Below are 24,706 nucleotides of genomic sequence, written 5' to 3' on the forward strand. Positions count from 1 at the left end.
ATGACATAAAGCCCTATAAATCCTACCAGTTTAGCCTGCCGGGGTGGCACCCAGCAGACTCTCCAGTGCCTTGACGGGGAGCGGGCGGCTGGTCAGGAAGCCTTGGTAGTGCTGGCATCCCAGGGCCTTGAGCACGGCCAGCTGCTCCTCGTCCTCCACCCCTTCGGCGGTCACCGTGAAGCGAAACACCTTGGCGAGATCCAGGATGGCCTTGACGATGGCCTTGTCCTGCTCGCTGTGGACCAGCGTCTGGATGAAGCTCCTATCCAGTTTGACCTCATCGGCGGGCAGATCGCGCAAATAGGCGAGAGAAGAGTAGCCGGTACCGAAGTCATCGATGGAGATGAGGATGCCCAGCCCCTTGAGCTGGCGGATCTTGGCGATGCTGTCCAGCCGGTTCTCCAGCACCACGGACTCGGTGACCTCCAGCAGCAGGCGCGACGGCGGCACCCCGGTATCGCGCAGCACGTACTCCACCTGCTGCACGAAGCCGGCGGTGTGGAACTGGCGGGCGCTGACGTTGACCGACAGATGGGGGATGGCGAGGCCGTTGTTGAGCCAGAAGCTGTATTGGGCGCAGGCGGTCTTCATCACCCAGTAGCCTATCTCCTGGATCAGGGTGGTCTCTTCGGCGATGGGAATGAAATCCCCGGGGGGGATCATGGTGCCGTCCATCTTCTGCCAGCGCAGCAGGGCCTCCACGCCGGAGAGGCTGCCGTTGTCGACCCTGTACTGGGGTTGATAGTGCAGCACCAGCTCGTTGTTGCGCAGGGCATCGCGCAGCTGGTTGTTGAGGGAGAGCTTGCTCTTCTCCTTCTCCGCCATGGCCTCGCTGAAGAAGATGTGGTTGCCCTGGCCGGCCCGTTTGGCCATGTGGACGGCGGTATCGGCCTGCTGCATCAGGATCAGGTGATCCTTGTCATCGTCGCTGAACAGGCTGATCCCCACGGAGGCGCTGCAGTGCAGCTTGTGATCGCCGATGTCGAAGGGGAGCCGGAAAATGCTCATCAGCTCGCGGGCGAAGTGCTCCGCCAGTATCTTGGCGGTGACATAGCCCTGGCCCAGCGCGGTGAACAGCAGGGCGAACTCGTCTCCCGAGGTGCGGGCCAGCACCAGGTTCTCCTGGGGCAGGGACTTGAGCCGCACCACCACGGCCTGGAGCAGCAGATCGCCGCAGGCGTGGCCGAGGGAGTCGTTGATCGACTTGAAATTGTCGAGATCCAGCAGCAGCAATGCCCCCCACTGCCCGTTCGGGATCGCAAGGGTGCGCTGCATGATGTCGTTCAGGCTGCGCCTGTTGTAGAGGTCGCACAGATCGTCGTAATAGGCGAGCCGCTCTATGTGGCGGGCCGCCTCTCTCTCCTGGGTGATGTCGTGGAAGCTGCAGACGAAATGGCTGATCTCGTCCTCCTCATCCTTGACGCCGCTCACCATCAGCCGCACCGGGAAGAGATGGCCCTCCTTGTGCAGACACTGCTCCTCGCCGAGCCAGTATCCCTGCTTATCGACGGCGGCAATGACCTCCTGCTTGAGGCTGTCGCCATAGTAGGTGGGCCTCAGGGCCTCGATATGCTGACCGAGCATCTCGTCGTCCCCGAACCCTGTGATGCGGCTGAAGGAGTCGTTGACCTTGAGGATGATGCCGCCGTGATCCATCACCAGCAGACCGTCGTGGGTGTTGAAGGCCACCTCGGCCAGACGCAGGGCATCGTCGTTGGCGAGGCGCTGCAACTCGATGGCGGCCCGCTCACGCTGCTCGTAAAGGGCATCGAGCAGGGGAATGGGGTCGGCCAGCGGCCCGTCGAGCAGCAGGGTGATCTGACCCAGGGGAGCGCCGCCCTGGCCCTGGAGGGGAATGCCGATGTAGGCCTTGGCGTTGAGGGCCAGCAACTGGGTGGCCTGGGGATAGCGCAGGGGCAGGTCTTCCACATAGAGGCTCTGGCCGTGCTGGAAGATCTCCCGGCCCGGGCCTATCTCCATCCGCATGGGCTTGACCGCGGAGAAGGTCTCTCCTTCCAGCACGCAGCGGGGAATGAGCCAGAGATCCTGGCCACGCAGCTGAAACTCCCCGAGCCAGCCGATGCGGGCGCCGCTCGCCGTCATGGCCCAGCGCACCAGGGCGCGGCAATACTCATTGCCGGTTTTGCAACTGAGCCCGCTTGGCAGGGTGAAGGGGGAAGCCTCGGTCACCTCGAGTTCGGGCTGCCAGTGGCCCAGCAACTGGGCGCAGTGGCGCACCAGCTGCAGTGTCTCTTCGCCTATCAGGGTCGTCTCGGCGTATTCGAGGCTGAGCACGCCGATGAGCTTCTCCTGCTCCAGCAGGGCGCCGTCCAGGCGGGAGCTGACATTGGCATTGGCCAGATAATAGTGCTGGCTCAGCATGGGTTGGTGGGCGGCCTCCGAGAAGCTCAGGGCACCCCGGGTACGCAAGGCCCGGATGTAGCGGCTGTCACCGCGAATGGCACCGACAGAATCCGCATTCAGGGTGAAGACAGGGGTCAGCTGCTCGCTGCCGAGGGGGCCATTGGCCTGGTAGTGCCAGAGGATCAGGCGATCGGCCCCCAGGCACTCCCTGAGGCTCTCCAGCATGGGGGCATACTGCTGCTGGCTGGCCATCTGGCTCAGGCGCGGCAGTTGCAGCGACAAGCTGGCCGCACTCTCCTGGGGTTGGGTCTGCAGGCAGATGAGCCAGAAGGCGTCCTGTTCATGGGAGAGGGAGATGTGCCACTGCTGGGCGGCAAAGCGCAGCAGCAGCTTGCCCCCCTGGCCGCTGGCGAGCCGCTGCTCTATGGGCTGGCGCAGGGCATCCGGCAACTGGGCCGGCCAGGCGCTGCGGGGCTCATCGAGCCAGTGGAGCGGGGTCTGCATCACATCGGTCAGGGCGACCAGCCGTTGACTACGGGTATCCAGGCGAAAGAACAGGGGGGCCTGGCTGGCTGTCGGGAGATGACTGAGCGCGGTAGACGACATGAACTGACACTATCCTGTTGAGCAATTGTCGGAGGGCAAGAATACTGCAAATCCGCGGCAAACAAAATTTCATTGAAACCTAAATTAGATTGTTCTAATTTAATGTCAATTTCTCGTTGAGTGGAGTCTTGCAGATGAAACGGATCCTGATTGTGGGTGGTGTCGCCGGGGGCGCATCGGCGGCGGCCCGTGCCCGTCGTGTGAGCGAAGAGGCTGAGATAGTGATGTTCGAGCGGGGCGAGTTTGTCAGCTTCGCCAACTGCGGTCTGCCCTATCACATCGGAGGGGATATTCTCAATCGGGATGCCTTGCTGCTGCAGACGCCCCAGAGCTTCAAGCGCCGTTTCAACGTCGATGTGCGGGTCTTCCACGAGGTGATCGAGATAGACAAGGGGGGCAAGAGCCTGCTGGTGCGCAACCTGCAAACCGGCGAGGAGCGGCGCGAGCCCTACGATGTGCTGCTGCTGAGCCCGGGTGCGGTGCCCATTCGTCCTCCCTTCCCCGGCATCGACAGCCCGGGCGTGCACACCCTGCGCAACATTCCGGACATGGATCGCATCCTGGCGGCTTTGCACCATGACAAGCCGCGCCATGTCACCGTGGTCGGCGGCGGCTTTATCGGGCTGGAGATGATGGAGGCGCTACACCAGCGCAAGCTGGAGGTCACCCTGCTGGAGCTCTCCGATCAGGTGATGGCGCCGGTGGATAAAGAGATGGCCAACATGCTCCATGCCCGTATCCGGGAAGAGGGGATCGATCTGCGTCTGCGCACCGGTCTCTCTGCCATCGAGCGTTTGGATGTGCCGGCAGAGAAGACTTCGGCCGTATCTGTCGCAAGCTGTGCCGGCCTGCGCCTGACCCTCAATGACGGCTCTCACCTCGACACCGGCATGCTGATCCTGGCCATAGGCGTCAAGCCCGAGACCCTGCTCGCCGCCAAGGCGGGGCTGGAATTGGGCCCGCGCGGCGGCATCAAGGTGGATGCCGGCATGCGCACCTCGGATCCCTTCATCTACGCGGTGGGGGATGCGGTGGAGGAGACAGATTTCGTCACCGGCGAGTCCGTGCTGATCCCGCTGGCGGGCCCCGCCAACCGTCAGGGGCGCATCGCCGCCGACAACATGCTGGGGCGAAGCGAGACCTACAAGAAGACGCAAGGCACCGCCATCTGCAAGCTGTTCGACCTGGCGGTGGCCAGCACAGGCCTTAACGAGAAGCGGCTGGTGCAGCTGGGTCTGCCGTTCGAGAAGGTCTATGTCCACCCGGGCAGCCACGCCGGCTACTATCCCGGCGCCCACCCGGTCAGCCTCAAGCTGCTGTTTGCCCCGGATGGCAAGATTTATGGCGCCCAGGCCATCGGCAAGGATGGCATCGACAAGCGCATCGACGTGCTGGCGGTGGCCCAGCGTGCCGGGCTCACCGTGTTTGACTTGCAGGATCTGGAGCTCACCTATGCGCCGCCGTTCGGCTCGGCCAAGGATGTGATCAACATGGCGGGTTTCGTGGCGAGCAACCACTTGAAGGGGGATACCATCCTTTGCCACGCGGCCGAGGTGCAGGCCCGCAACCCGCACCAGCTGGTGGTGGATGTGCGAAGCGCCCCCGAGCTCGACAAGCTGGGGCGCATACCGGGGGCCCTGCATATTCCCCTCGACGAGCTGCGCGGCCGCCTCGATGAGCTGCCCAAGGATAAAGAGCTGCTCATCAGCTGTCAGGTGGGTTTGCGCGGCCATGTGGCCTGTCGCCTGTTGAGCCAGCGCGGCTTTCGGGTGAAGAACCTCTCCGGCGGCTTCAAGACCTGGCAACTGGCCATCGCCGAGTAGATCTGCCCGGCCGAAATGGCCCAATCGCCTGCTTTGCATGAAAATGGGCCACTCTATGGAGTGGCCCATTTTTACACCATGAGCACAGCCCGATCAGGGGGCGCCGTCATTGAGCTGCTTGCGAATGTGGTGCTGCAAGACCGCCAGCATGGAGGCGCCGGAGAGGCCTATCATCAGGGCGCCGTTGACCGCCTCGAGGGGGCCGAGCAGCTTCCACTGCGGGCTCATGACGATGTCGCCATAGCCCAGGGTGGCGAAGTTGACCCCGGAGTGGTAGACGGCCTCCTGCAGGGTGTCGAACTCTCCGAGCCACAGGAAGAGCCCGCCCCAGACGCCGATCTGGGCCAGGTTGCCCAGCATCACCAGGGTGATGATGCCAAACAGCGCCAGCATGCCGGCCAGCACCCCCTCACGCTTGCCGAACCGTTTGATGTAGAAGCGGATGCACCAGACGGATACCAGGGATTGCAACAGCATGTTGATCAGGATCACCGGGATGCCGACCATAAATATGAGAAACATGTCAGTCTCCTAACTTGGCTTCTGCCAGTGGGCGGCCGACCGGCCACCACTGCTCGAGCAGCAAGATACACAGCCAGCCATAGCCGGCCACCACCAGATAGAGGCCACAACGCATGGCCGCCGCCAACCACACATCCTTGCCGGTGGCGCTGTCCTCTATGGCCGGGCCAAACAGGATGAGCGCCGTGATCCAGGCGTTGCTCCAGAACGACGGCGAGCAGCGGCTCGCCACCAGCCGGATCAGACGCCGCGCCAGCCAGAGGGTCATCAGGGCCAGCATCAGTACCAGCATCAAGAGCGAGGGCCAGAGGCTGAGCCCCAGCCAGAGTGCGCAGGCCAGCAGGGCGCCCATCAGGGTCGAGAGCACCAGCTCCTGGCCCGCCTGTCTGGCGTTGAGGGAGGTACTCTGCTGGGCCAGTGCCACCGTCTTCATCACCGCCGGAATGTAGAACGCCGGGTTGCCGAGAGCCAGCAGCCACACCGGCAGCACTATGGCGACGGCGCGCAGCGCCAGCCGTTTGGGATGTTCGGGGGGCAATGGCACGGGCCTGGCCGCCGCTCCCGCCACCGGCAGGGGAGGGAAGAGCGCGTGAGCCATGCGGTTGACCAGGGTGCCTATCAGGATCCCCAACCCCATCATCTGGGCGATGGCGATGGCAAGGGACTGCTCGATGAGCCCGGCCACCGGGATCACCGTAATGGCCATGATGAGCAGCATGGCGGCGGCCCCCTTGCCGGCCATCGACTGCTGCATCAGCAGGTAGAGCAGCAGGCCGATGAGTAGCACGGCCGCCAGGGCATAGTGGGTCAGCAGGGGGACCAGCAGCACCCCGGCGGCCATGATCCCCAGCAGCAGTAGCCCCCCTGCCAGCCCCTTCTTCAGGCCGAGGGCCTCCCCGGGTCGGCACAGCACCACCCAGGCCATGATGACGCCGAGGTGGGGCATGGGCAGGGCCAATCCGTAACAGATCCCTGCCGCGAGCCCGATGCCCGTGCCAATGCGCAGTACAGCCCTGTCGGCGTTATGCATATGGCGCCTCAATAGAGGAAGGAGAAGAGGCTCATCAGCCGGATATAGAGCGCCCCCAGGAAGTGCATCACCCCGCTCTCGCCGGTGTAGACCAGCACATCGGCCTGGCCGCCGACCCGCAGCGCCTCGACCGGCGGAAAGTCATCACTCTGGAAGGCAATTTTGACCGGGAAACGCTGCGCCTGACGCAGCCAGTCGCGGTTGTTGTCCACCGTGGGCAGGGCACCGGCGGGCTGGCTCTTGCCATCGCCTACCCCGTAGCCGACGCTGCGGATCTCCCCCTTGAACAGCTGTCCAGGCAAGCTGTCGAGCAATATGGTGACCTTGTCCCCTGGCCGGACGTTGCCCAGGTTGTTCTCCGTCAGATCCGCCGACACCCAGACGTCGTGGATGGCGATCAGTGTCATGGCCGGTGCGCCGGCCCCGATGAACTGGCCGGCATCCGTGCTGAGATCCGTGATGAGGCCGCGACCCGGTGCCACCACTCGGGTGTTCTGGCGATCCAGCTGCGCCTTGTGGACCGCCGAGCGGGCGCTGAGCAGCTGGGAGTTGTCATCGCCGCTCGCCCCGGCGGCCTCGATGGCGCGGCGGACGTCGGCTTCCGCTGCCGCCACCTGGCTCCTGGCCGTCTCGCGGGTGGCCTGGGCCACCTCGAGGCGACGCACCGAGATGGCGCCCGGATCCTCGCGATAGAGCCGCTCCTGGCGCTCCGCATCCTTGGCCGCGTTGTCATAGGCGGCGCGCATGGCCATCAGGGAGGCCTCGGCCGCCTTGACCCCTTCGGTGTTCGCCTTGACGCCGCTCAAGACCGTCTGGTAGTCGGAGTTGGCCTTGGCCAGGGCGATGTCATAGGGCTCGGGGTCTATCTCGAACAGAGGGGAGCCTGCGTCCACGTCCTGATTGTCGTGGACATAGACCCGCTTGATCTGGCCGGACACCTCGGCGGCGACGGGGACCACGAAGGCCTGCACCCGGGCCTGGGAGCTGTATGGGGTCAGCCTGTCCGCCAGCAGATACCAGATGAGCAGGAGGAGGATTGCAGCCAGCAGCCCTAGGGTGGCGCGGCGGCTGGCCTGGCCGGGAGATGCAGTGCTGTCAGTCATGGGAGCTTGCCTTCTGTGTCATGGGGGAGTGGGTTGCGTCGAGCAGGGGAGCCCAGTCGGCGCGCGTACGCAGCTGGGCCTCCACCTCGGGGGTCACCAGGGGGCGTTCACGCCCCTGTTCCCAACCGCCACCCAGTGCCTTGTAGAGCGTGATGAGATCGCGCATCCGGGCGCCACGGCTGTTGACCAGGCGCTCCTGCTGGTTGAACAGGGCGCGCTGGGAGTCGAGCACCCGCTGGAAGTCCGCCATCCCCTCGCGATACTGGGTGTTGGCTATCTCGAGGGAGCGACGGGCGGCCTCGCCGGTCTGGGTCAGCAGGGCGATCTCGTCCTGGCCGTTGGCGTAGGCCACGGCCGCGTCATCCACCTCGCGGGCCGCTTTGAACACGCTGTCACGATAGCGCTCGTGCAGTTGCTGGAAGCGGGCGTCCTGCACCAGGATCTGGTTGCCGAGCCGTCCCTGATCGAGCAGGTTCCAGCTGAGCGAAGGGCCGACGGCCCAGGAGAAGGTGCCGCTCTCCCCATTGGTGGCGTTGACGCCCAGGGTGCCAAGCAGGGTGATGGAGGGGTAGAGCTCGCTCTCGGCCACCCCTATCAGGGCCGACTGGGCGGCCAGTTGCCGCTCCGCGACCCGCACATCGGGGCGTCGGCGCAGCAGATCGGCCGGCATCTCGGTGACCAGAGCCAGCTCGCCCTGAGGGATCTTGCCGGTGTTGGTGCCCATCTCGGGCAGGGGGCCAGGGGGTCTGGCAATCAGGGTCGAGAGGGCATTCTGGCTCTGGCGCAGGCTGGTCTCGAGTTGCGGAATACCGGACAGGGTGCCCAGGTACTGGGTCTTGGCCTGCTGCACGTCCAGCTCGGCGCTGTTGCCGCTCTTGAACAGCCGTTCGGTGATCTCCAGGCTGCGCTGCTGGAGGCGGGCATTCTCCCGGGCTATGTAGAGGCGAGCCTCCACGGTGCGGATGCTCACATAGAGCTGGGCCACCTGGGCGGCCATCAGCACCTGGATGTCATCATACTGGGCCAGGGTGGCGAAGTAGTTGGCATCCGCCGCTTCGATGCCGCGTTCGAACTTGCCCCAGAAGTCGAGCTCCCAGCCGAGGTTGAACCCGGCGCCATAGCTGCTGCCGGCGCTGCTGTGGCCGTTGCGGGTCTGTCCGGCTTGCAGGAACTCGCCCGTGCCCACAGTGGCCTGGGGGCCGAGCAGGCTCTCGGCGATGCCGAGCTGGGCCTGGGCCTCGAGGATCCGCAAACCAGCTATCCTGACGTCCGGATTCTTTCGCAGCGCTTCCTCGACCAGGGCACTCAGCACGGGATCGTTGAGCCGGTTCCACCATTGGCGATAGTCGGCGGTTGCGCTCGCCTGCTGACCCTCGCTGGCGCTGTGCCAGCTGGCCATCTCCTCGACTCTGGGAGCCTGATAGTCGGGGCCTAACACTGTGCAGGCACTCAATAACAGGCACGCGCCCCCCGTGAACAGGGGGCGCATGGTGTGACGTTGGACGGCCATGGAGTTATTTATCCGCAGAAGCCAGACCTTCGTTGACCCAGGCCATGAAGATGCGATAGCCGATGGAGAGCAGGGTGGCGCCGATGAACATGCCGAGGATGCCACTGGCCGCCATGCCGCCAAGGGCGCCCAGCAGTACCACCGGCATGGGGGCATCGACACCGCGGCCCAGCAGCAGCGGTTTGAGGACGTTGTCGGCCATGCCTGCGACGATCAGCAGGACGCTGTAGATGATGTTCACCGCAGTGCCGTGATCACCCGTGCTCCACATGTAGGCGATGGCGGGAGCCGTCACCAGGATCACGGGCACCTGGGCGATGCCGAGGATCAGCGCCAGGACGAAGAAGATGCCGACGGCCGGGATCCCTGCCAGCATCATGACGATGCCCGCCAGCAGCGCCTGGATGAAGGCGACCCCGATGACCCCTTGAGCGACGGCACGTATGGTGCTGGTGCACAGCTTGGTCAGCGCCAGCCCCTTGCGTTCATCCGTGATGCGCATGGCGATGCGATCGGCGCTCGCAGCACCCGGTGCGCCCCAGGCCATCATGATGCCGGCCACGATGAAGGAGAAGACGAAGCCGAGCAAGCCACCCCCCATGCTGGCCAGGATGCCGACGACCTTCTTGGCCAGATCCCCGAGCTGCGGTTTGTAGCTGACGATGAGGCTGGGCAGATCCACCGAGGCCTTCAGCCAGACGGCATGGAGCTTGGCGCCCACCAGGGGGATGTCGGCGATGTCGGCGGAGGGCGCCGGGATCACCAGGGTGTTGTTGTTCACCTTGTCGACCAGGGAGCTGACGCTGTCACCCAGGGAGCTGACCATGACGACGGTAGGGGCCACGATGAGCAGCACCCCCAGCAAGACCAGCAGGGTAGAGGCCTTGCCCTGTTTCCCGCCAAGGCGCGCGGCAAAGCGCTGGTGGAGGGGATAGAGGGTGACGGCCAGGATCAGGGCCCACAACATCATGTTCATGAAGGGGGAGAACACGGTGAAGCAGAAAGAGCCCAGTGCCAGGATAAGGCCAAACTTGATGAACATATCCAGGAATCTGGCAACCAACCTTTTTTCGACTATGGACAGATCATTATTTTCCATTCTGGTATGACTCCGACGGGGGATGAGCACACAACCATGCTGGCCCAACACAGGTGTCGGGCCAGCAGGCATAGGGTGTGTAGTGATAAAGAACACTGAGTTCAGCGTGTGGGGGGCACTCTGACCTTGCCTGCATTTAATTTATGGCACAGGAACTCAATGTTTAAAAAATATTTAACTGCTTGATATTAGGCTGATTGCTTCTACAACTTCAGCGGTGCCAGAGAATAAAGAGTATTCCTATACCACACAAGGGAACTGTTGCCCCCAGTCTAGCTTGGGTTCAGAAAACGGGGAGGAGTTTACCTGTATAAAATAACTGCCTAAAAAAGAGTTTCGAATGGGAAATATTATTTACTGGCTCATTAATAGCTATTTCTGCTGCCAGTCACGGAATGCCGTGGATGATGTGTCCGCCGCACTGAGCTTTGTGTTAATGGGGGCGACGTTTTATCCTATTGGCTCCTGCGCTGCGCTGGCAGCGACTCAACCCGGGATCAAACCTATGCGTCTCCTCAAGCCCTCTCCTGTGTCTCGCGTCCCTCGCTTACTGGCCTCGTTATTGGCGGGGGTGGGGGCTCTGCTGCTGGCAGGCTGCGGCCCGGACACCCCGGCGCCCGCATCCCCCCCAACCGAGGTGCAGCAGGAGGCCGGGGCACCGACCTCAGTGGTGCAGGCCAATGCCCGCCAGTACAGGGACGCCCCGGCGCTGGCACTGGTCTTCTCCGGCCCCCTGACGCCCCAGGCGAACTGGCAGAGTTGGCTCATTGTCAGTGAAGGGGGCAAGCAGGTGCAGGGGGAGTGGATCCTGGCCGAAGATGGCCGCACCCTCTATTTCCCGAACGTCCAGCCCGACAAGAGCTATGAGGTGAGTCTCAAGGCGGGGCTGGGCCCATCTCCCCAGCGCTGGACCCTCAAGACCCGACCGCTGGAGGCGGGGGCCTCCTTTACCGCCAGCGGCATGGTATTGCCCCTGCGCGAGGAGCTGCGCCTGCCCATCAGCGCGGTCAACGTGGACGAGGTCAACATCGACTTCTTCCGGATCGATGCCGAGTATCTGCCGCGCTTCCTGGCCGAGTATCGCCCCGGCGCCGGCATGGGCAACTGGGATCTGGAGCAGGTCACCCAGCGTGCCAAGCGGGTGTTCAGCGGCCGTTATGCCCTGGCGCTCGATGCCAACCGACGCGAGACCCGCCTTATCAATGTGAAGGAGCCGCAACTGGCCGAGGCCGGGGTCTATTTTGCGGTGATGTCCCCTCTTGGCAACTACGACTGGCGCAAGGAGACCACCTATTTCGCGGTGAGCGACATGGGGCTCAGTGCCCGCCGCTACCGGGATCGACTGGAGGTGTTCGTCAGCTCCCTGGCAACCGCCGACCCCCTCAAGGAGGTGCAACTCTCCCTGCTCGACGAGAAGGGCAACCGGCTGCAGGTGCAGCAGACAGATCCGCGCGGTCACCGGCGTTTCGAGCAGGTGCAGGGGGCCCGCCTGCTGCTGGCCGAGCAGGGCAAGCATCTGGCGGTGCTGCGCCTCGATGGCGCGGCGCTTGATCTCTCCACCTTCGATCTGGGCACCCAGCCCTGGCAGGCCCAGCAGCTCTATCTGTTCAGTGGGCGGGATCTCTACCGCCCCGGCGAGCGCCTCGACAGCGAGATCCTGCTCAAGGGGCAGGATGGCCAGCTGCTGCCCGGCATGGCGGTGGAGCTGGAGGTGAAACAGCCGGACGGTCAGCTGCTGGAGCAGAAACGGCTGCTGCCTGACCCCCTGGGCGCCGCCCACTACGGCCTGCGCCTGCCGCAGGATGCGCCCCTGGGGCGCTGGACCATCACCCTCAAGACATCGGCAGGCAGCCGCTTCGAGTGGCCCTTCCTGGTGGAGGAGTTCCTGCCCGAGCGGCTGAAACTGCAGCTCGGCAAGGGGCCGGATGGGGAATTGCAGAGCCCGGAAGCGGCCCTCACCCTGCCGCTGCAGGGGGACTACCTCTATGGTGCCCCGGCGAGCAGTACCAAGGCGAAGGCGGAGGTGAAGATAAGCCGCGCCACCATGCCCTTCACTCAGTGGCAGGAGTTTACCTTAGGGGATGTGCTGCTCGCCGAGCAGGCCAAAGAGCCGGAGCCCCTCAATATCACCTTGAACGAACAGGGGCAGGGGACTTTTTCGCTGGCGGATGAGCTGGATGGCGTGCGCGGCCTCGGACCGCTGGAGGTGGCCTACCGGGTGTCGCTCTCCGAGCCCGGTGGCCGCGCCGTCAATCGCAGCCGCACTCAGTACGGCTGGCCCGCCGGCAGCCAGTGGCCCGCCCTCAGGGCCGATTTCGTGGCAGAGCGGGTAGAGGGGGGCAAACCGCTGCCCTTCCAGATCCTCAACCTCGACGACCAGGGCCAGCCGGTGGCGGGCGAGGTGAAGGTGCGCCTGGTCAACGAGTACCGCGACTACTACTGGCACTACGCCGACGGCGAGGGGTGGAAGTACGAGTTCAACAGCCAGCCCTATCTGGAGCAGGAGCAGACACTGCAGCTGGACGGCAAGGGGCCGACCGCCCTCAGCCTGCCGCTTGCGGCCGGCTGGTATCGCCTCGAGGTGGAGAACAGCCAGGGCCATCAATCCAGCCTGCGGTTCGAGATCGGCAGCTACGCCTGGGGCGGCGGTGGCGAGCAGGCGCGGCCCGACAAGATTGCCATCACCCTCGACAAGCGCGCCTATCAGGCTGGCGACAAGGCCAAGGTTACCCTGGTGGCACCGCGTGCGGGCAAGGGGCTGCTGCTGGTGGAAGATGGCGACGGCCTGCGCTGGTGGCAGCGCATCGAACTGAACGCCGAAGGTGCTGGGCAAGGGGAAGGGCGTGGCGAGTTCGAGATCCCCATCAGCCCCGAGTGGCAACGTCATGATCTCCATATCTCGGCCCAGATCGCCGTCCCTGACAGCGAGTCGAGACCGGCGAGCAGCAAGGGCATTCAAAGCCTGCGCTCGGTCGGCCTGGTGCCGCTGACGCTGGACAGAGAGGCTCGCCGCCTGCCGCTCACCCTGAGCGCGCCGGATAAAGCCGTGCCGCTCACCCGGTTCGAAGTGACCGCTACCTCCACCCCCAACAGTCAGGGGCGGGTGGTGCTGGCGGCGGTGGACAGGGGCGTGCTCAACATCAGCGACTACAAGCCACTCGACCCGTTCGAGATCTTCTTCGGTCGCAAGCGCTTCGCACAAGACTTGTTCGACAACTACGGTCAGGTGATCCCGCCCCAGGACGGCAAGCTGGCTCGTCTCAACTACGGCGGTGATGCCCCGGCCCTGAAGAAGGGGGGCGCACTGGAGAGCCGGGTCGAGGTCGCTGCGCTCTGGAGCGGCGAGGTGAGTTTCGACGAACACGGCAAGGCGGTGATCCCGCTCGATCTGCCCAACTTCAACGGCGAGCTGGCGCTGATGGCGTTGGCCTGGAACGAACAGCAGGTTGGAGAGGCCGAGCGCGCCGTCAAGGTAGTGGCGCCCCTGGTGGCCGAAATTGGTTGGCCGCGTTTTGGTGCTCGCGGGGATCAGACCCGGGTCCTGGTGCAACTGCGCAACATGAGCGGCGAGGATCAGAATCTTTCGCTTGAATGGACCCTGAGCGGCGGCTTGCAGGCGGGGAGCGAGCTGCCCAGCACGCTTTCCCTTAAAAACGGCGAGGAGCAGTGGCTGACCCTGCCACTCACAGTGACAGGCGCCAGCGGCGTGGCAAGCCTGCAACTGGCGGCGAGCGGCAAGGGCTTTGCCATCAGCCGCGACTGGTCGCTGCCGCTGCGCTCCCCCTGGCCTGCCGAGACGCGCCAGCGCTACCAGATGCTGGCCCCGGGTCAGCAGATGAGCTTTGCAGCGGGCGAGCTGGCCGGGCTGGATAGCACCAACCTGCAGGGGCTGCTCAGCCTCTCAGGCACGCCGCCCTGGGATCCGGCCGCCCAGTGGCAGGCGCTGGCCGACTACCCCTATGCCTGCCTGGAGCAGACCCTGTCACGCGCCTGGTCTTACTTGCTGACCACGGCGGATGAGCGTGCCGCCTGGTCACAACCCACAGAGGGCCGCAAGCCGGTGAGCGAGGCGGATCTGCAGCGCGCCCTGCTGCAACGCTTGCAGCGGCTGCAACTGCCGAGCGGCGGTTTCGGTTTGTGGGATGGACGCTCCGACGAGGAGCAGTGGCTCACCGCCTATGCCGCCGACTATCTGCTGGCCCGCAAGGAGGCGGGGGATGCCGTGCCGGAAGCCATGCTGAGTCAGGCCCTGAACAGGTTGCAGAGTTATCTGACCGACAGCCAGTACGGGGAGCGCTGGAGCAGTGCCCCCGAACACAGCCGGCTGGCCTATCAGGCCTACAGTGCCTATGTGCTGGCGCGGGTGGGCAAGGCGCCGCTCTCCACCTTGCGTCTCATCTGGGAGCAACAGGCGGATCACGCCCGCTCCGGTTTGCCGCTGCTCCACCTCTCGCTGGCGCTCTCGGCCATGGGGGATGAGCAGAATGCCGCCAAGGCCCTTGCCCGGGCGCAGGCGACCGAGCGCGGTGACGACTATCTCGGGGATTACGGCTCTCCCCTGCGCGACCAGGCCCTCGAGCTATCCCTGCTTCGTCAGCACAAGCTGGCCGGGGAGCACTGGCCAGCGCTGAGCGCCAAGGTGGCCGATACCCTGGCCCATCGCCAGTGGCTCAGCACCCAGGAGCGCCTCGCCCTGCTGCGGCTGGCGCAAGTTGATCCCGCCGCCGACTGGCAGGCCAGGTTGGTATCTACCGATGGCGAGCGCCCCTTTGCCGGCGAGGCCAGTGTGCAGCTCGGCGCCACGGAGGTGCTGACAGCCAGCGCCGTTACCAACGAGGGCAAGGGCTCGCTCTATGTGCAGCGAACACTGATTGGCTACCCCGAACAGGCGCCCGCGCGTGTCAGCCAGGGCATGAGCGTCACCCGCAGCTGGTTCAATGGCGACGGCAAGCAGCTTGATCCGGCCAAGGTACGGGTCGGCGATCTGGTGGTGGTGCGACTCAATGTGAGCAGCGAATCGGCGGTGCCCGATGCCTTGCTGGTGGAGATGCTGCCGGCCGGTTTCGAGCTGGAGAATCCGGCCCTTGGCAACAGCATCAAGCTCGAGGAGCTCAGCATTGAGGGGAAACCTGCGTGGCAGAGCGAGTGGAACGACTATCTCAAGCATCAGGAGTTTCGTGACGATCGCTACACGGCGGCGCTGGATCTGAGTGCGGGGGGCAACCAGCAGCTGGTCTATCTGATGCGGGCGGTGACGCCGGGTCGTTATCAGGTGCCGCCGACCCAGGTGGAGGACATGTACCGGCCTGAGCTGCGGGCCCTGGGGGAGGATATTCATGAGGTGAGCATCTCTGAGTAATCTTCCCTCCCTCGAGCGGGTTCGCCCGCTCACCCTCTGGCGGCGCGGCTGGCTGCGACTTTGTCACGATGGCCGTGTCTGCCTCGTCTGGTTGGGCCGTCTGCCGCGCTGGCTGCGTTTCTCGGTGCTGGGGGCTGTTGCCCTGCTCCTGTCGCTGCTGGCGCTGGATCGCCTCTTCCCGCCGCCACCGCTGGATCCCGCCTACGCGCGGGTGGTGCTCGATATGAAGGGTCGGCCGCTGCGCGCCTTCGCCGACACCAGCGGCGTGTGGCGCTACCCCGTGACCCTGGAGCAGGTCTCCCCCCGCTATATAGAGGCGCTGCTGGGTTACGAGGACCGTTATTTCTGGCGCCATCCCGGGGTCAACCCGGTTGCCATGGTACGCGGGGTTTGGCAGTGGCTGCGCTACGGGCGGGCCGTCTCTGGGGGCTCGACCCTCACCATGCAGGTGGCCCGCCTCATCGAGCCTTACCACAGGAGCGTGCCCGGCAAGCTGCGCCAGATGGCGCGGGCGCTGCAACTGGAGTGGCACTACGACAAGCGCACACTGCTCACCGTCTACCTCAACCGGGCCCCCTTTGGTGGCAATCTGGAGGGGGTGCAGGCGGCGAGTTTCGCCTATCTGGGCAAGAGCGCGGCCAAGCTGACCCACGCCGAGGCGGCGCTGCTGGCTGTGCTGCCCCAGGCCCCCAGCCGTTACCGGCCGGACAGGCACCCCGAGCGTGCCCGCGCCGCCCGCGACAAGGTGATGCTGCGGCTGGTGGCGCAGGGCGCCTGGCCCGAGGCAGTGTGGCAGGAGGGGCGTATCGAGCCTGTGCTGGCCCGCGGTCACTTCACGCCTATGGAGGCGCCGCTGTTTGCCCGGCTGGCGACTGGCAGCCAGCCGGGGGCCCTGGTGCACACCACCATAGACGGGGATCTGCAGCGCTGGCTGGAGGCGCGGGTGGCGAGCTATATCCGCCGCTTCCCCGAGCAGACCTCCGCCGCCTTGCTGCTGGTGGACAACAGCACAATGGCGGTGCGCGCTTACGTGGGCAGTGCCGAGTATGGCAATCTGCGCCGCCACGGCTACCTCGACATGGTGCAGGCGATCCGCTCCCCGGGATCCACCCTCAAGCCTTTCATTTACGGTCTGGCCCTGGACGAGGGGCTGGTGCACTCGGCCTCCCTGCTCTCCGATGCCCCGAGATTGGGTTCCGACTATAGACCCGCCAATTTTACCGGTGCCTTTCAGGGGCCTGTGACCCTCACCCAGGCGCTGCAGCAATCCCTCAACGTGCCGGCGGTGCAGGTGCTGGAAGCGCTTGGGGCCGACAAGCTGGTCAGCCGGCTCGACAACGCCGGGGTGCGGCTAGCGCTCTCGGACAAGCCCAACCCGGCCATTGCGCTGGGGGCGGCGGGCATTCGGCTCGAGCAGCTGGTGGCGCTCTACAGCGCCCTCACCCGGCAGGGGCAGGTGGCGATGCCGGTCTGGCTGGCGGGGCAGCAGGCGGTGCCCCGCCCCTTGCTGAGCCCGGGGGCCGCCTGGATCATCTGGCAGATATTGAGTGCCCAGGGGCGGGCGGATCAGCCCTTCGCCAGCGAGGCGACCGGCCGGATCAACCGGCTCGCCTGGAAGACCGGCACCAGCTATGGCTATCGGGACAGCTGGGCCATGGGGGTCTCCGGCCGTTGGACCATCGGCGTCTGGCTGGGACGCCCCGACGGTACCCCCTTGCCGGGCTTTTATGGTCAGAGCGCGGCGGTGCCGCTGCTGCTCTCGGTCTACTCGCGGCTCTCGGACAACAGCCCCTTGCCGGCGCAACCCAATACGGTGAGCGAGGCCGAGATCTGCTGGCCGCTGGGGCGCAAGGCAAGCGCGACCCTGCCCGAGACCTGTCTGCAGCGCCAGAGTGCCTGGCTGCTGGATGAGCGGGATCCGCCGACCCTGCCGGATCCCATGGACTGGCCCTCACCCCTGCGGCAAGTGGCATTGACCTCTGAGGGCAAGCCTACCCTGGCGCGCTGCCCGGATGCGGCGCAAGCCGGTTTTCGGGCGCTCTGGCCGCTCTCCCTGGAGCCCTGGCGGGGGCCCGGCGAACGCCGTCAGGCGCTGCTCGCCAGCCACTGTGCGGGGGAGGGGCGAAGCGCCGACTTGCAGGCTCCCATTCGCATCCTGGCCCTGGGGGAGGGCAACCTCATCCGCAGTCAGCGCTACCGCCTGCAACCCAGGGTGATGGGGGGCGTGGGCAAGCCGCACTGGTTTCTCAACGGCCAGCGGCTGCGCTGGGACGGGGATCAGGTGCTGAGCGAGGCGGGGCGCTACCAGCTGGTGGTGGTGGACGAGGCGGGCAACAGCGATCGCATCGAGTTTCGGCTGGAGAACCCCTCCTGAGGCAGGAGGGTCAGGGGAGCCACCCGTTCAGGGCGACAATATTTTGACGGCAGCGTCTTTGCTGGATCAGGGTTTGACCTGACCCAGCCGGGTGAAGAAGTGCTGACTCTTGCGCTGGTGAAAGTGGCTCTTCTTGATGGGATGGAAGACAAGGTTGCTGTCGGGGTGACTCTCCTTGAGCCTGTGGATCATCGCCATGGCGGGCAATGAGCTACTGACAAGGGTAGTGAGTGGCAGGCTGCGGGTCTCCGGGCCCAGCAGCTGGTTGAGCCCCTGCTGCGCTTGCTCGAAGCGGGCCAGTACGGCAGGGTCGGCGTAGCCGCTGCCCAGCATGGCGAGCAGGGCATCCAGAGCCTGGTGGAAGGCCGCCAGCTGCTGGCGAAAACCGCTGCGCCCGCGCAGGTTAATCAGCTCATCGAAGGAGATCTCGGCGAGGTGAGTGGGCACTTGCAGCGGGATCTCGAGGTGGAAGCAATCCTGGCCGCCCCGGTTGTGGTAGCGGGATTCCAGCAGGTGAAGCAGCCTGTCCAGGTAGTCGTGATCCGTGATGAGGGCCCCCTCATTGGCGAGCGCCCACTCACGGGCGAGGCGCATGGAGAGCAGGTTGGCGAAGCGCCGCGCCATTCTGATCCCCCCCTCGTCTTGGGTCGCAAAGCCGTGGCTCAGGCAAAAACCGTGCAGCCGCTCCAGACCCGGCTGGACGGGGCAGAAGCAGTCGTGGTTGGCACGCTGGCGCCAGCGAGCGATCAACTCCTTGTTGCCAAACACCTTGTGGCGGACGAAATCGGGGGCGATAAGGCCGGTAATCTGATTCTCGATTTGGGGGGTGATGGCGGCAAAGAAGGCGGGTTCGGGCGGCTCGGTCAGCAGATCGCTCTGCTGGCGCAGGGTATCGAGCAGGGCGGTGAGGCCGCTCTTCTCGCTGACGGTGAAGACGAAGGCGAGCCGCTCCAGATAGACAAGAGCAAACTTGAGCCAGAGTTCATCCCGTACTTCCATGCCGGGGTAGTAGATATAGGTCTTCATCGGATCGTCAGTGTTCAAGCCGGTGGCCAAGGCGCAGGCTCGGGAATATACGCAAGATTGCCGCCTTGCGGCAAACATTGTGTGGGAAAATCTGCCGTCACCTGGCCAGTAGGCGCTGGCGCCAAACTTCTGATATAATTCGCGCCCTTAAATCAAGGCCACCCGAGTCAACACCATGAAGTTCATTATCAAGCTGTTCCCCGAAATCACCATCAAGAGCAAGTCAGTGCGTCAGCGTTTCACCAAGATGCTGCAGGGCAACATCCGTAACGTGTTGCGCCGCTTTGACGAAGACGCCCGCGTGCGGATGGACTGGGACAAGCTGGTAGTGAGCTCCCGCAACGATCAGTTCCACGCCCAGTATCTCGAGACGCTGGCCTGCATCCCGGGCATCCAGTATTTCCTCGAAGTGAAACTGAGCAACTTCACCGATCTGCACGACATCTTCGAGCAGACCCGCGCCGTCTGGGGCGATCGCCTGAAAGGCAAGACCTTCTGCGTGCGTGCCCGTCGCGTCGGCAAGCACGACTTCAGCTCCCTGGAGCTGGAGCGCTATGTGGGTGGCGGCCTCAACCAGCACTGCGAAACCGCCGGTGTGCGCCTGAAGAAGCCGGATATCCAGGTCAACCTGGAAGTGGAAAACGACGAGCTCTACATCATCAGTGCCGTCCATCACGGCATGGGGGGCTTCCCCATGGCGACTCAGGAAGATGTGCTGAGCCTGCTCTCCGGCGGCTTCGACTCCGGCGTGGCTTCCTACCAGTTCATCAAGCGCGGCTGCCGCGTGCACTACTGCTTCTTCAACCTCGGCGGCGCTGCCCACGAGATCGGGGTCAAGCAGGTCGCCTATTACCTGTGGAGCAAGTTCGGCGCCTCCCACAAGGTGCGTTTCACCGCCATCGACTTTGAGCCCGTGGTGGCCGAGATCCTCGAGAAGATCGACAACGGCCAGATGGGTGTAGTGCTCAAGCGGATGATGATGCGCGCCGCCGGCCAGGTGGCGGAAACCTTCCAGATCCAGGCCCTGGTGACCGGCGAGTGTGTGGGCCAGGTTTCCAGCCAGACTCTCACCAACTTGAACGTGATCGACCGGGTGACCGACAAGGTGATCCTGCGCCCGCTCATCACCTGGGACAAGCCGGACATCATCAGCGAAGCCCGTCGCATCGGCACCCTGGAGTTTGCAGAGACAATGCCGGAGTATTGCGGCGTCATCTCCAAGAAGCCAACCATCAAGGCAGTGCTATCCAACATCGAGGCGGAAGAGGCCAACTTCGACTTCGCCATCCTGGACAAGGTGGTGAGCGAGGCCCGCTATCTCGACATTCGCCGCATCGGCGAAGAGACTGCCGCCCAGGTGCAGGAGGTGGAGACCACCCAGGTGCTGGCTGCCAATGAAGTCATCCTGGACATCCGCTCCAGTGATGAGCGCGACGAGAAGCCGCTGGTGGTGGAAGGGCGCGACGTCCTGCACATCCCCTTCTTCAAGCTGGCGACTGCCTTTGGCGATCTGCCCAAGGAGCAGACCTACCTGCTCTATTGCGATCGCGGCGTGATGAGCAAGCTGCAGGCGCTCTATCTGAAAGAGCAGGGCTTTGACAACGTCAAGGTGTACCGCCCCTGATAGCGGTGTGCATGCGCCCATAAAAAAATCCGGCCAAGGTGCCGGATTTTTTTATTTCACATCTTCGGTGACGATCAGGGGCAGGGGACAGGGGTAAAGGTCTCCTGGCCCTGGCAGCGCCAGCCCATCTCGGCCTGACGCATCTGCCACAGGTTGTTGCTGCGAAACAGGGTCAGGATGTAGAGCATGTCGCTCTTCTGGCCATCGAGGGCCACCGAGAGCACCAGATCGTTGTCCAGCTGCTGGGCATGGATGCGGGTGGGTACGTCTTCATGACCCACGAAGCGGCGAGCCACTTCGCGATAGTCGTTGACCCAGCCCTGCTGACTGCTGCTCGCCTGACGGATCTGCTGGTTGAACTGCTGCACCGGGGTGGATGCCAGGCGCCCGAACAGGGCCTGTGCCCCCGCATGAGCCGCTGCCACCATCATCAGAATCAGCGTGGTAATGAGCCCAAGTTTTTGCATGAGGTAATCCGGCTTGAAACGACCACTCTATGACAACAGAAAAGCGGGCTTGGTTCAATCTTGCCCCTGCAAGGGTGGGATCTCGCCCACCCAGACCCGGCTCAGTTGCGCTGCAACGAAAAGGTCGGCAGGGAGAGGTGCCAGTAGATGGCGGCAACCCGCAGGCCAAAAACGGCCGTCATGCAGATGAGCATGGCGGTGACCCTGTCCATGTTGACCTCCAGCGCCAGGGTATAGAGGATGCCCCCCAGGATGCAGGCGGTGGCATAGATCTCTTTTTGCAGCACCATAGGTACTTCCCGGGCCAGCACATCCCGGATCATGCCGCCAGCCACCCCTGTCATTGTGCCCATGAGCACAGCAATCAGCCCTGAGGTGCCGAAGTTGAGCGCCTTCTGGGCGCCAATCACGGTAAAGAGCGCCAACCCGAAGGCGTCCGCCACCGGCAGCACATACCAGGGCATGCGGCGGGGCAACTTGACCATCCACATGCCGATGAGGGCCGTGGCGATGACGACCCAGATGTAGAGGGGGTCGCGTACCCAGAATACCGGGGTGGCGCCCAGGATCATGTCACGTATGGTGCCACCGCCGATGGCGGTCACGGCTGCCAGCACCATGACGCCGAAGCCGTCCATTCTGAGGCGCCCTGCCACCAATACCCCCGAAAACGCGAATACCGCAGTACCAAACATGTCGCTGATGTAAACAATCTGCTCAACCAGTGTCTGCATGGAGAACAACTCACGTCCAATAAATGATGGGGCGGCGATTTTAGGGGCAAGGGGCGCGTGTGAGCAATGCCGGTATGCAAAAGTGGGAGCCAGAGCGGGTTTCTGGGGGCAGGGGAGGGCGGGTGGCTGGCAGCACAGGCCCTGCTGGCATGGGCGCTGGCCACCAATCTGCGGGTTGGCTGGGACGCAGCGACAAAAATTCTGATTTTTTTCTCAAGGCTGGGAAATAGGGGCCGATATATAGGTTAGGCGGCGATTACTGCCATAAAGGCAGAAAAAAGAAATTAAAGTCTTACCGAACAGCGCCGTTAACTAAACATATCAGGCACAAAACAAAATAAAGCCTGAGTGAATTAAAGATAAAATTTAATAGCTTAGGAGAAAAATTATGAGTCTGTATATCAATACCAACGTTTCATCGCTCAACGCTCAGCGTAACATGATGAACAGCACTAAATCTCTGGATACCTCCTACACTCGTCTGGCCTCCGGCCTGCGCATCAACAGCGCCAAGGACGATGCGGCGGGTCTGCAGATCTCCAACCGTCTGACCTCCCAGGTCAACGGCCTGGATCAAGGCAACCGCAACGCAAACGACGGTATCTCCCTGGCGCAGACAGCTGAAGGCGCCATGGACGAAGTGACCGGTATGCTGCAGCGTATGCGTACCCTGGCCCAACAATCCGCAAACGGCTCCAACTCTGCCAAGGACCGTGAAGCCCTGCAAAAAGAGGTGGATCAACTGGGGGCCGAGGTCAACCGTATCTCCAGCGCGACCACCTTTGCCGGCACCAAGCTGCTTGATGGCTCCTTTAGCGGCACCTTCCAGGTCGGTGCAGATGCCAACCAGACCATAGGATTTAGCTTGGCTCAGAGCGGTGGTTTTAGCATATCGGGGATTGCAAAGGCTGCGGGGACGGCTGTTGACTTGGGCACCGTCATTGGAACAGCCATTGATATGACAAGTATTTTTAGCGGCGGCGCTGCGAGTGATATCAAGATTGGAACCCAATCTGACGCTCAGGCTGTTCTTGCGGCAACGGATTTAATGTTGGGGGTCGTTGATAGCAAGCGTGCCGAGCTGGGTGCGGTGCAGAACCGACTAGATTCGACCATCCGCAACCAGGCTAATATCTCGGAAAATGTTTCGGCTGCCCGCTCCCGTATCCGCGATGCAGACTTTGCCACCGAAACGGCCAACATGACCAAGCAGAATATTTTGCAGCAGGCGGCCTCCAGCATATTGTCTCAGGCCAACCAGCGTCCGCAGTCTGCACTCTCCCTGCTGCAAGGCTAAGCTGACTGATTGCAAGAAAAAGAAAAGGGCGGTTGTTCAGGCCGCCCTGGTAAGCAAGATGGAACAATGGGGTGTTCGGATTTACGCCTTGTCCTATCGAAAGAGAGTTTCTCTTATTGGTATTACCCCTCGAGTGTTGCGCAGATCGTTCACTCTGTCACCCTCGAGGTTGTTCTCCTGAGCGTAAGCTCTTCTTTGGCCGACATTGTCGGCCTTTTTTATGGGCGCCGATAAACTGGCGATACATAAACTCCAGCATAAAACATGCCAATTTCTATTGCGCAGATATCCATGAGTCGCGTCGGAGTGTCTCGTGACGACAGGGCTTTGCTGTCACGTCGCCTGGAACAGGGCTGTTGCCCGTTTTTTGCGTGGGGAGGTTGAATAAATTGCTTAAAGCTTCTGATGGGACTGCCGTTACAGAGGGTGAAGCAAATCGAGGGGTGTTCGGAAAACCTACATTTGCGCAACTGCGGGTCCTGTGTCCGTTCAAACAGGGGGCCCGCCAGATGGCACAGACCGTTCAATCTGTCCATCTGAACGGTGGGACCCTGGCTGCATAGATGCAAACAGAGCCCGCAGTTTCTTGTTCATCAGGAGAAATCTTTTATGGCCATGTTTATCAATACCAACACTTCATCATTGAACGCCCAGCGTAACTTGATGAACACCACCAAGTCGTTGGATACCTCATACACCCGCCTGGCATCCGGTCTGCGTATCAACAGCGCCAAGGACGATGCGGCCGGTCTGCAGATCTCCAACCGTCTGACCTCCCAGGTCAACGGCCTGGATCAGGGCAACCGCAACGCCAACGACGGCATCTCCCTGGCGCAGACCGCAGAAGGGGCCATGGATGAAGTGACCGGCATGCTGCAGCGTATGCGTACCCTGGCCCAGCAATCTGCCAACGGCTCCAACTCCGCCAAGGATCGAGAGGCCTTGCAGAAGGAAGTGGATCAGTTGGGGGGTGAGATAAACCGCATTTCCAAAGATACAACTTTCGCTGGCACCAAACTGCTGGATGGCTCCTATAGTGGGACTTTTCAAGTCGGGGCGGATGCCAATCAGACTATCGGCTTTAGCTTGGCCCAGAGCGGTGGTTTTAGCATATCGGGGATTGCAAAGGCTGCGGGGACGGCTGTTGACTTGGGCACCGTCATTGGAACAGCCATTGATATGACAAGTATTTTTAGCGGCGGCGCTGCGAGTGATATCAAGATTGGAACCCAATCTGACGCTCAGGCTGTTCTTGCGGCAACGGATTTAATGTTGGGGGTCGTTGATAGCAAGCGTGCCGAGCTGGGTGCGGTGCAGAACCGACTAGATTCGACTATCCGCAACCAGGCCAATATCTCGGAAAACGTTTCGGCTGCGCGCTCCCGTATCCGTGATGCGGACTTCGCCACCGAAACCGCCAACATGACCAAACAGAACATCCTGCAACAGGCTGCTTCCAGCATCCTGGCCCAGGCCAACCAGCGTCCGCAGTCTGCCTTGTCACTGCTGGGCTAATCAGCAAAAAGAACAGGGCGGTTGTTCAGGCCGCCCTGGTAAGAAAAGATGGAACAATGGGGTGTTCGGATTTACGCCTTGTCCTATCGAAAGAGAGATTATCTTGTTGGTGTATCTCCTCGAGTGTTGTGCAGTCGTTCACTCTGCCACCCTCGAAGCGGTTCTCCTGAGCATAAACTCTTCAATGGCCGACTATTGTCGGCCTTTTTATTGGCGCCAGAAAAGTGGCGACGAAAAGTTTCCAGCATAAACT

General features: G+C 63.2%; 15 protein-coding genes. 6 read left to right on the forward strand and 9 right to left on the reverse strand.

Features of this window, described 5'->3' with window-relative positions; genetic code table 11:
* Nucleotides 1–30 precede the first annotated feature (30 nt).
* Nucleotides 31–2,970, reverse strand: coding sequence for a sensor domain-containing phosphodiesterase (locus G4923_RS00470; protein ID WP_163134894.1), 2,940 nt, complete (start codon nucleotides 2,968–2,970; stop codon nucleotides 31–33).
* 134 nt (nucleotides 2,971–3,104) lie between these two features.
* Here G4923_RS00470 and G4923_RS00475 point away from each other — a divergent pair, with 134 nt between their 5' ends.
* Nucleotides 3,105–4,793, forward strand: coding sequence for an FAD-dependent oxidoreductase (locus G4923_RS00475; RefSeq protein ID WP_163134896.1), 1,689 nt, complete (start codon nucleotides 3,105–3,107; stop codon nucleotides 4,791–4,793).
* Nucleotides 4,794–4,886: 93 nt separating this feature from the next.
* Here G4923_RS00475 and G4923_RS00480 read toward each other — a convergent pair whose 3' ends face one another.
* The 5 genes from G4923_RS00480 to G4923_RS00500 are packed head-to-tail and all read right to left on the reverse strand — an operon-like array spanning nucleotide 4,887 to nucleotide 10,000.
* Complete coding sequence (locus tag G4923_RS00480) at nucleotides 4,887–5,315, reverse strand: ion channel (RefSeq protein WP_106887235.1); 429 nt, start codon at nucleotides 5,313–5,315, stop codon at nucleotides 4,887–4,889.
* A gap of 1 nt (nucleotide 5,316) precedes the next feature.
* The gene (locus G4923_RS00485) at nucleotides 5,317–6,345 is read right to left on the reverse strand and encodes a DUF2955 domain-containing protein (RefSeq protein ID WP_163134898.1); all 1,029 of its coding nucleotides are present in this window, start codon (nucleotides 6,343–6,345) and stop codon (nucleotides 5,317–5,319) included.
* A gap of 8 nt (nucleotides 6,346–6,353) precedes the next feature.
* On the reverse strand, nucleotides 6,354–7,448 hold the full coding sequence (locus G4923_RS00490) for an HlyD family secretion protein (protein ID WP_111912798.1): 1,095 nt from the start codon (nucleotides 7,446–7,448) through the stop codon (nucleotides 6,354–6,356).
* A complete protein-coding gene (locus G4923_RS00495; RefSeq protein ID WP_163134900.1) occupies nucleotides 7,441–8,958 on the reverse strand; it encodes an efflux transporter outer membrane subunit in 1,518 nt (505 codons plus the stop codon). The genes G4923_RS00490 and G4923_RS00495 overlap by 8 nt, the downstream gene beginning before the upstream one ends.
* Before the next feature lie 4 nt (nucleotides 8,959–8,962).
* Nucleotides 8,963–10,000 carry an AI-2E family transporter gene (locus tag G4923_RS00500; RefSeq protein ID WP_234570474.1) on the reverse strand — a complete coding sequence of 346 codons (1,038 nt, stop codon included), beginning with the start codon at nucleotides 9,998–10,000 and terminating at the stop codon, nucleotides 8,963–8,965.
* 562 nt (nucleotides 10,001–10,562) lie between these two features.
* Between G4923_RS00500 and G4923_RS00505 the strand changes: the two genes are divergently transcribed.
* Complete coding sequence (locus tag G4923_RS00505) at nucleotides 10,563–15,416, forward strand: alpha-2-macroglobulin family protein (RefSeq protein ID WP_240455232.1); 4,854 nt, start codon at nucleotides 10,563–10,565, stop codon at nucleotides 15,414–15,416.
* 52 nt (nucleotides 15,417–15,468) lie between these two features.
* Nucleotides 15,469–17,790 carry a penicillin-binding protein 1C gene (gene pbpC, locus G4923_RS00510; RefSeq protein ID WP_240455233.1) on the forward strand — a complete coding sequence of 774 codons (2,322 nt, stop codon included), beginning with the start codon at nucleotides 15,469–15,471 and terminating at the stop codon, nucleotides 17,788–17,790.
* A gap of 66 nt (nucleotides 17,791–17,856) precedes the next feature.
* Here the strand turns inward: pbpC and G4923_RS00515 are convergent, their stop codons facing one another.
* Nucleotides 17,857–18,816: a hypothetical protein gene (locus G4923_RS00515; protein ID WP_163134902.1), complete on the reverse strand. Its 960-nt coding sequence runs from the start codon at nucleotides 18,814–18,816 to the stop codon at nucleotides 17,857–17,859.
* A 175-nt stretch (nucleotides 18,817–18,991) separates the two neighbouring features.
* Between G4923_RS00515 and thiI the strand changes: the two genes are divergently transcribed.
* Entirely contained in the window at nucleotides 18,992–20,440 is a 1,449-nt protein-coding gene (thiI, locus tag G4923_RS00520; RefSeq protein ID WP_042648533.1) for a tRNA uracil 4-sulfurtransferase ThiI, read from the forward strand.
* Nucleotides 20,441–20,514: 74 nt separating this feature from the next.
* Here the strand turns inward: thiI and G4923_RS00525 are convergent, their stop codons facing one another.
* Together G4923_RS00525 and G4923_RS00530 are read right to left on the reverse strand one after the other, a co-directional pair.
* On the reverse strand, nucleotides 20,515–20,907 hold the full coding sequence (locus G4923_RS00525; RefSeq protein WP_005326432.1) for a hypothetical protein: 393 nt from the start codon (nucleotides 20,905–20,907) through the stop codon (nucleotides 20,515–20,517).
* 101 nt (nucleotides 20,908–21,008) lie between these two features.
* Nucleotides 21,009–21,641 carry a trimeric intracellular cation channel family protein gene (locus tag G4923_RS00530; RefSeq protein ID WP_025326511.1) on the reverse strand — a complete coding sequence of 211 codons (633 nt, stop codon included), beginning with the start codon at nucleotides 21,639–21,641 and terminating at the stop codon, nucleotides 21,009–21,011.
* 388 nt (nucleotides 21,642–22,029) lie between these two features.
* On the opposite strand from G4923_RS00530, the gene G4923_RS00535 reads away from it, so the two are divergent.
* Complete coding sequence (locus tag G4923_RS00535) at nucleotides 22,030–22,938, forward strand: flagellin N-terminal helical domain-containing protein (protein WP_163134904.1); 909 nt, start codon at nucleotides 22,030–22,032, stop codon at nucleotides 22,936–22,938.
* A gap of 609 nt (nucleotides 22,939–23,547) precedes the next feature.
* The gene (locus G4923_RS00540) at nucleotides 23,548–24,453 is read left to right on the forward strand and encodes a flagellin N-terminal helical domain-containing protein (protein ID WP_163134906.1); all 906 of its coding nucleotides are present in this window, start codon (nucleotides 23,548–23,550) and stop codon (nucleotides 24,451–24,453) included.
* The last annotated feature ends 253 nt before the right edge of the window (nucleotides 24,454–24,706 follow it).

The sequence above is a fragment of the Aeromonas rivipollensis genome, assembly GCF_010974825.1.
Classification (GTDB): domain Bacteria; phylum Pseudomonadota; class Gammaproteobacteria; order Enterobacterales; family Aeromonadaceae; genus Aeromonas; species Aeromonas rivipollensis.

Coding starts and splice junctions, on each gene's coding strand:
- G4923_RS00470 (WP_163134894.1), bottom strand. CDS start 2,970: ATGTCGTCTACCGCGCTCAGTCATCTCCCGACAGCCAGCCAGGCCCCC.
- G4923_RS00475 (WP_163134896.1), top strand. CDS start 3,105: ATGAAACGGATCCTGATTGTGGGTGGTGTCGCCGGGGGCGCATCGGCG.
- G4923_RS00480 (WP_106887235.1), bottom strand. CDS start 5,315: ATGTTTCTCATATTTATGGTCGGCATCCCGGTGATCCTGATCAACATG.
- G4923_RS00485 (WP_163134898.1), bottom strand. CDS start 6,345: ATGCATAACGCCGACAGGGCTGTACTGCGCATTGGCACGGGCATCGGG.
- G4923_RS00490 (WP_111912798.1), bottom strand. CDS start 7,448: ATGACTGACAGCACTGCATCTCCCGGCCAGGCCAGCCGCCGCGCCACC.
- G4923_RS00495 (WP_163134900.1), bottom strand. CDS start 8,958: ATGGCCGTCCAACGTCACACCATGCGCCCCCTGTTCACGGGGGGCGCG.
- G4923_RS00500 (WP_234570474.1), bottom strand. CDS start 10,000: ATGTTCATCAAGTTTGGCCTTATCCTGGCACTGGGCTCTTTCTGCTTC.
- G4923_RS00505 (WP_240455232.1), top strand. CDS start 10,563: ATGCGTCTCCTCAAGCCCTCTCCTGTGTCTCGCGTCCCTCGCTTACTG.
- G4923_RS00515 (WP_163134902.1), bottom strand. CDS start 18,816: ATGAAGACCTATATCTACTACCCCGGCATGGAAGTACGGGATGAACTC.
- thiI (WP_042648533.1), top strand. CDS start 18,992: ATGAAGTTCATTATCAAGCTGTTCCCCGAAATCACCATCAAGAGCAAG.
- G4923_RS00525 (WP_005326432.1), bottom strand. CDS start 20,907: ATGCAAAAACTTGGGCTCATTACCACGCTGATTCTGATGATGGTGGCA.
- G4923_RS00530 (WP_025326511.1), bottom strand. CDS start 21,641: ATGCAGACACTGGTTGAGCAGATTGTTTACATCAGCGACATGTTTGGT.
- G4923_RS00535 (WP_163134904.1), top strand. CDS start 22,030: ATGAGTCTGTATATCAATACCAACGTTTCATCGCTCAACGCTCAGCGT.
- G4923_RS00540 (WP_163134906.1), top strand. CDS start 23,548: ATGGCCATGTTTATCAATACCAACACTTCATCATTGAACGCCCAGCGT.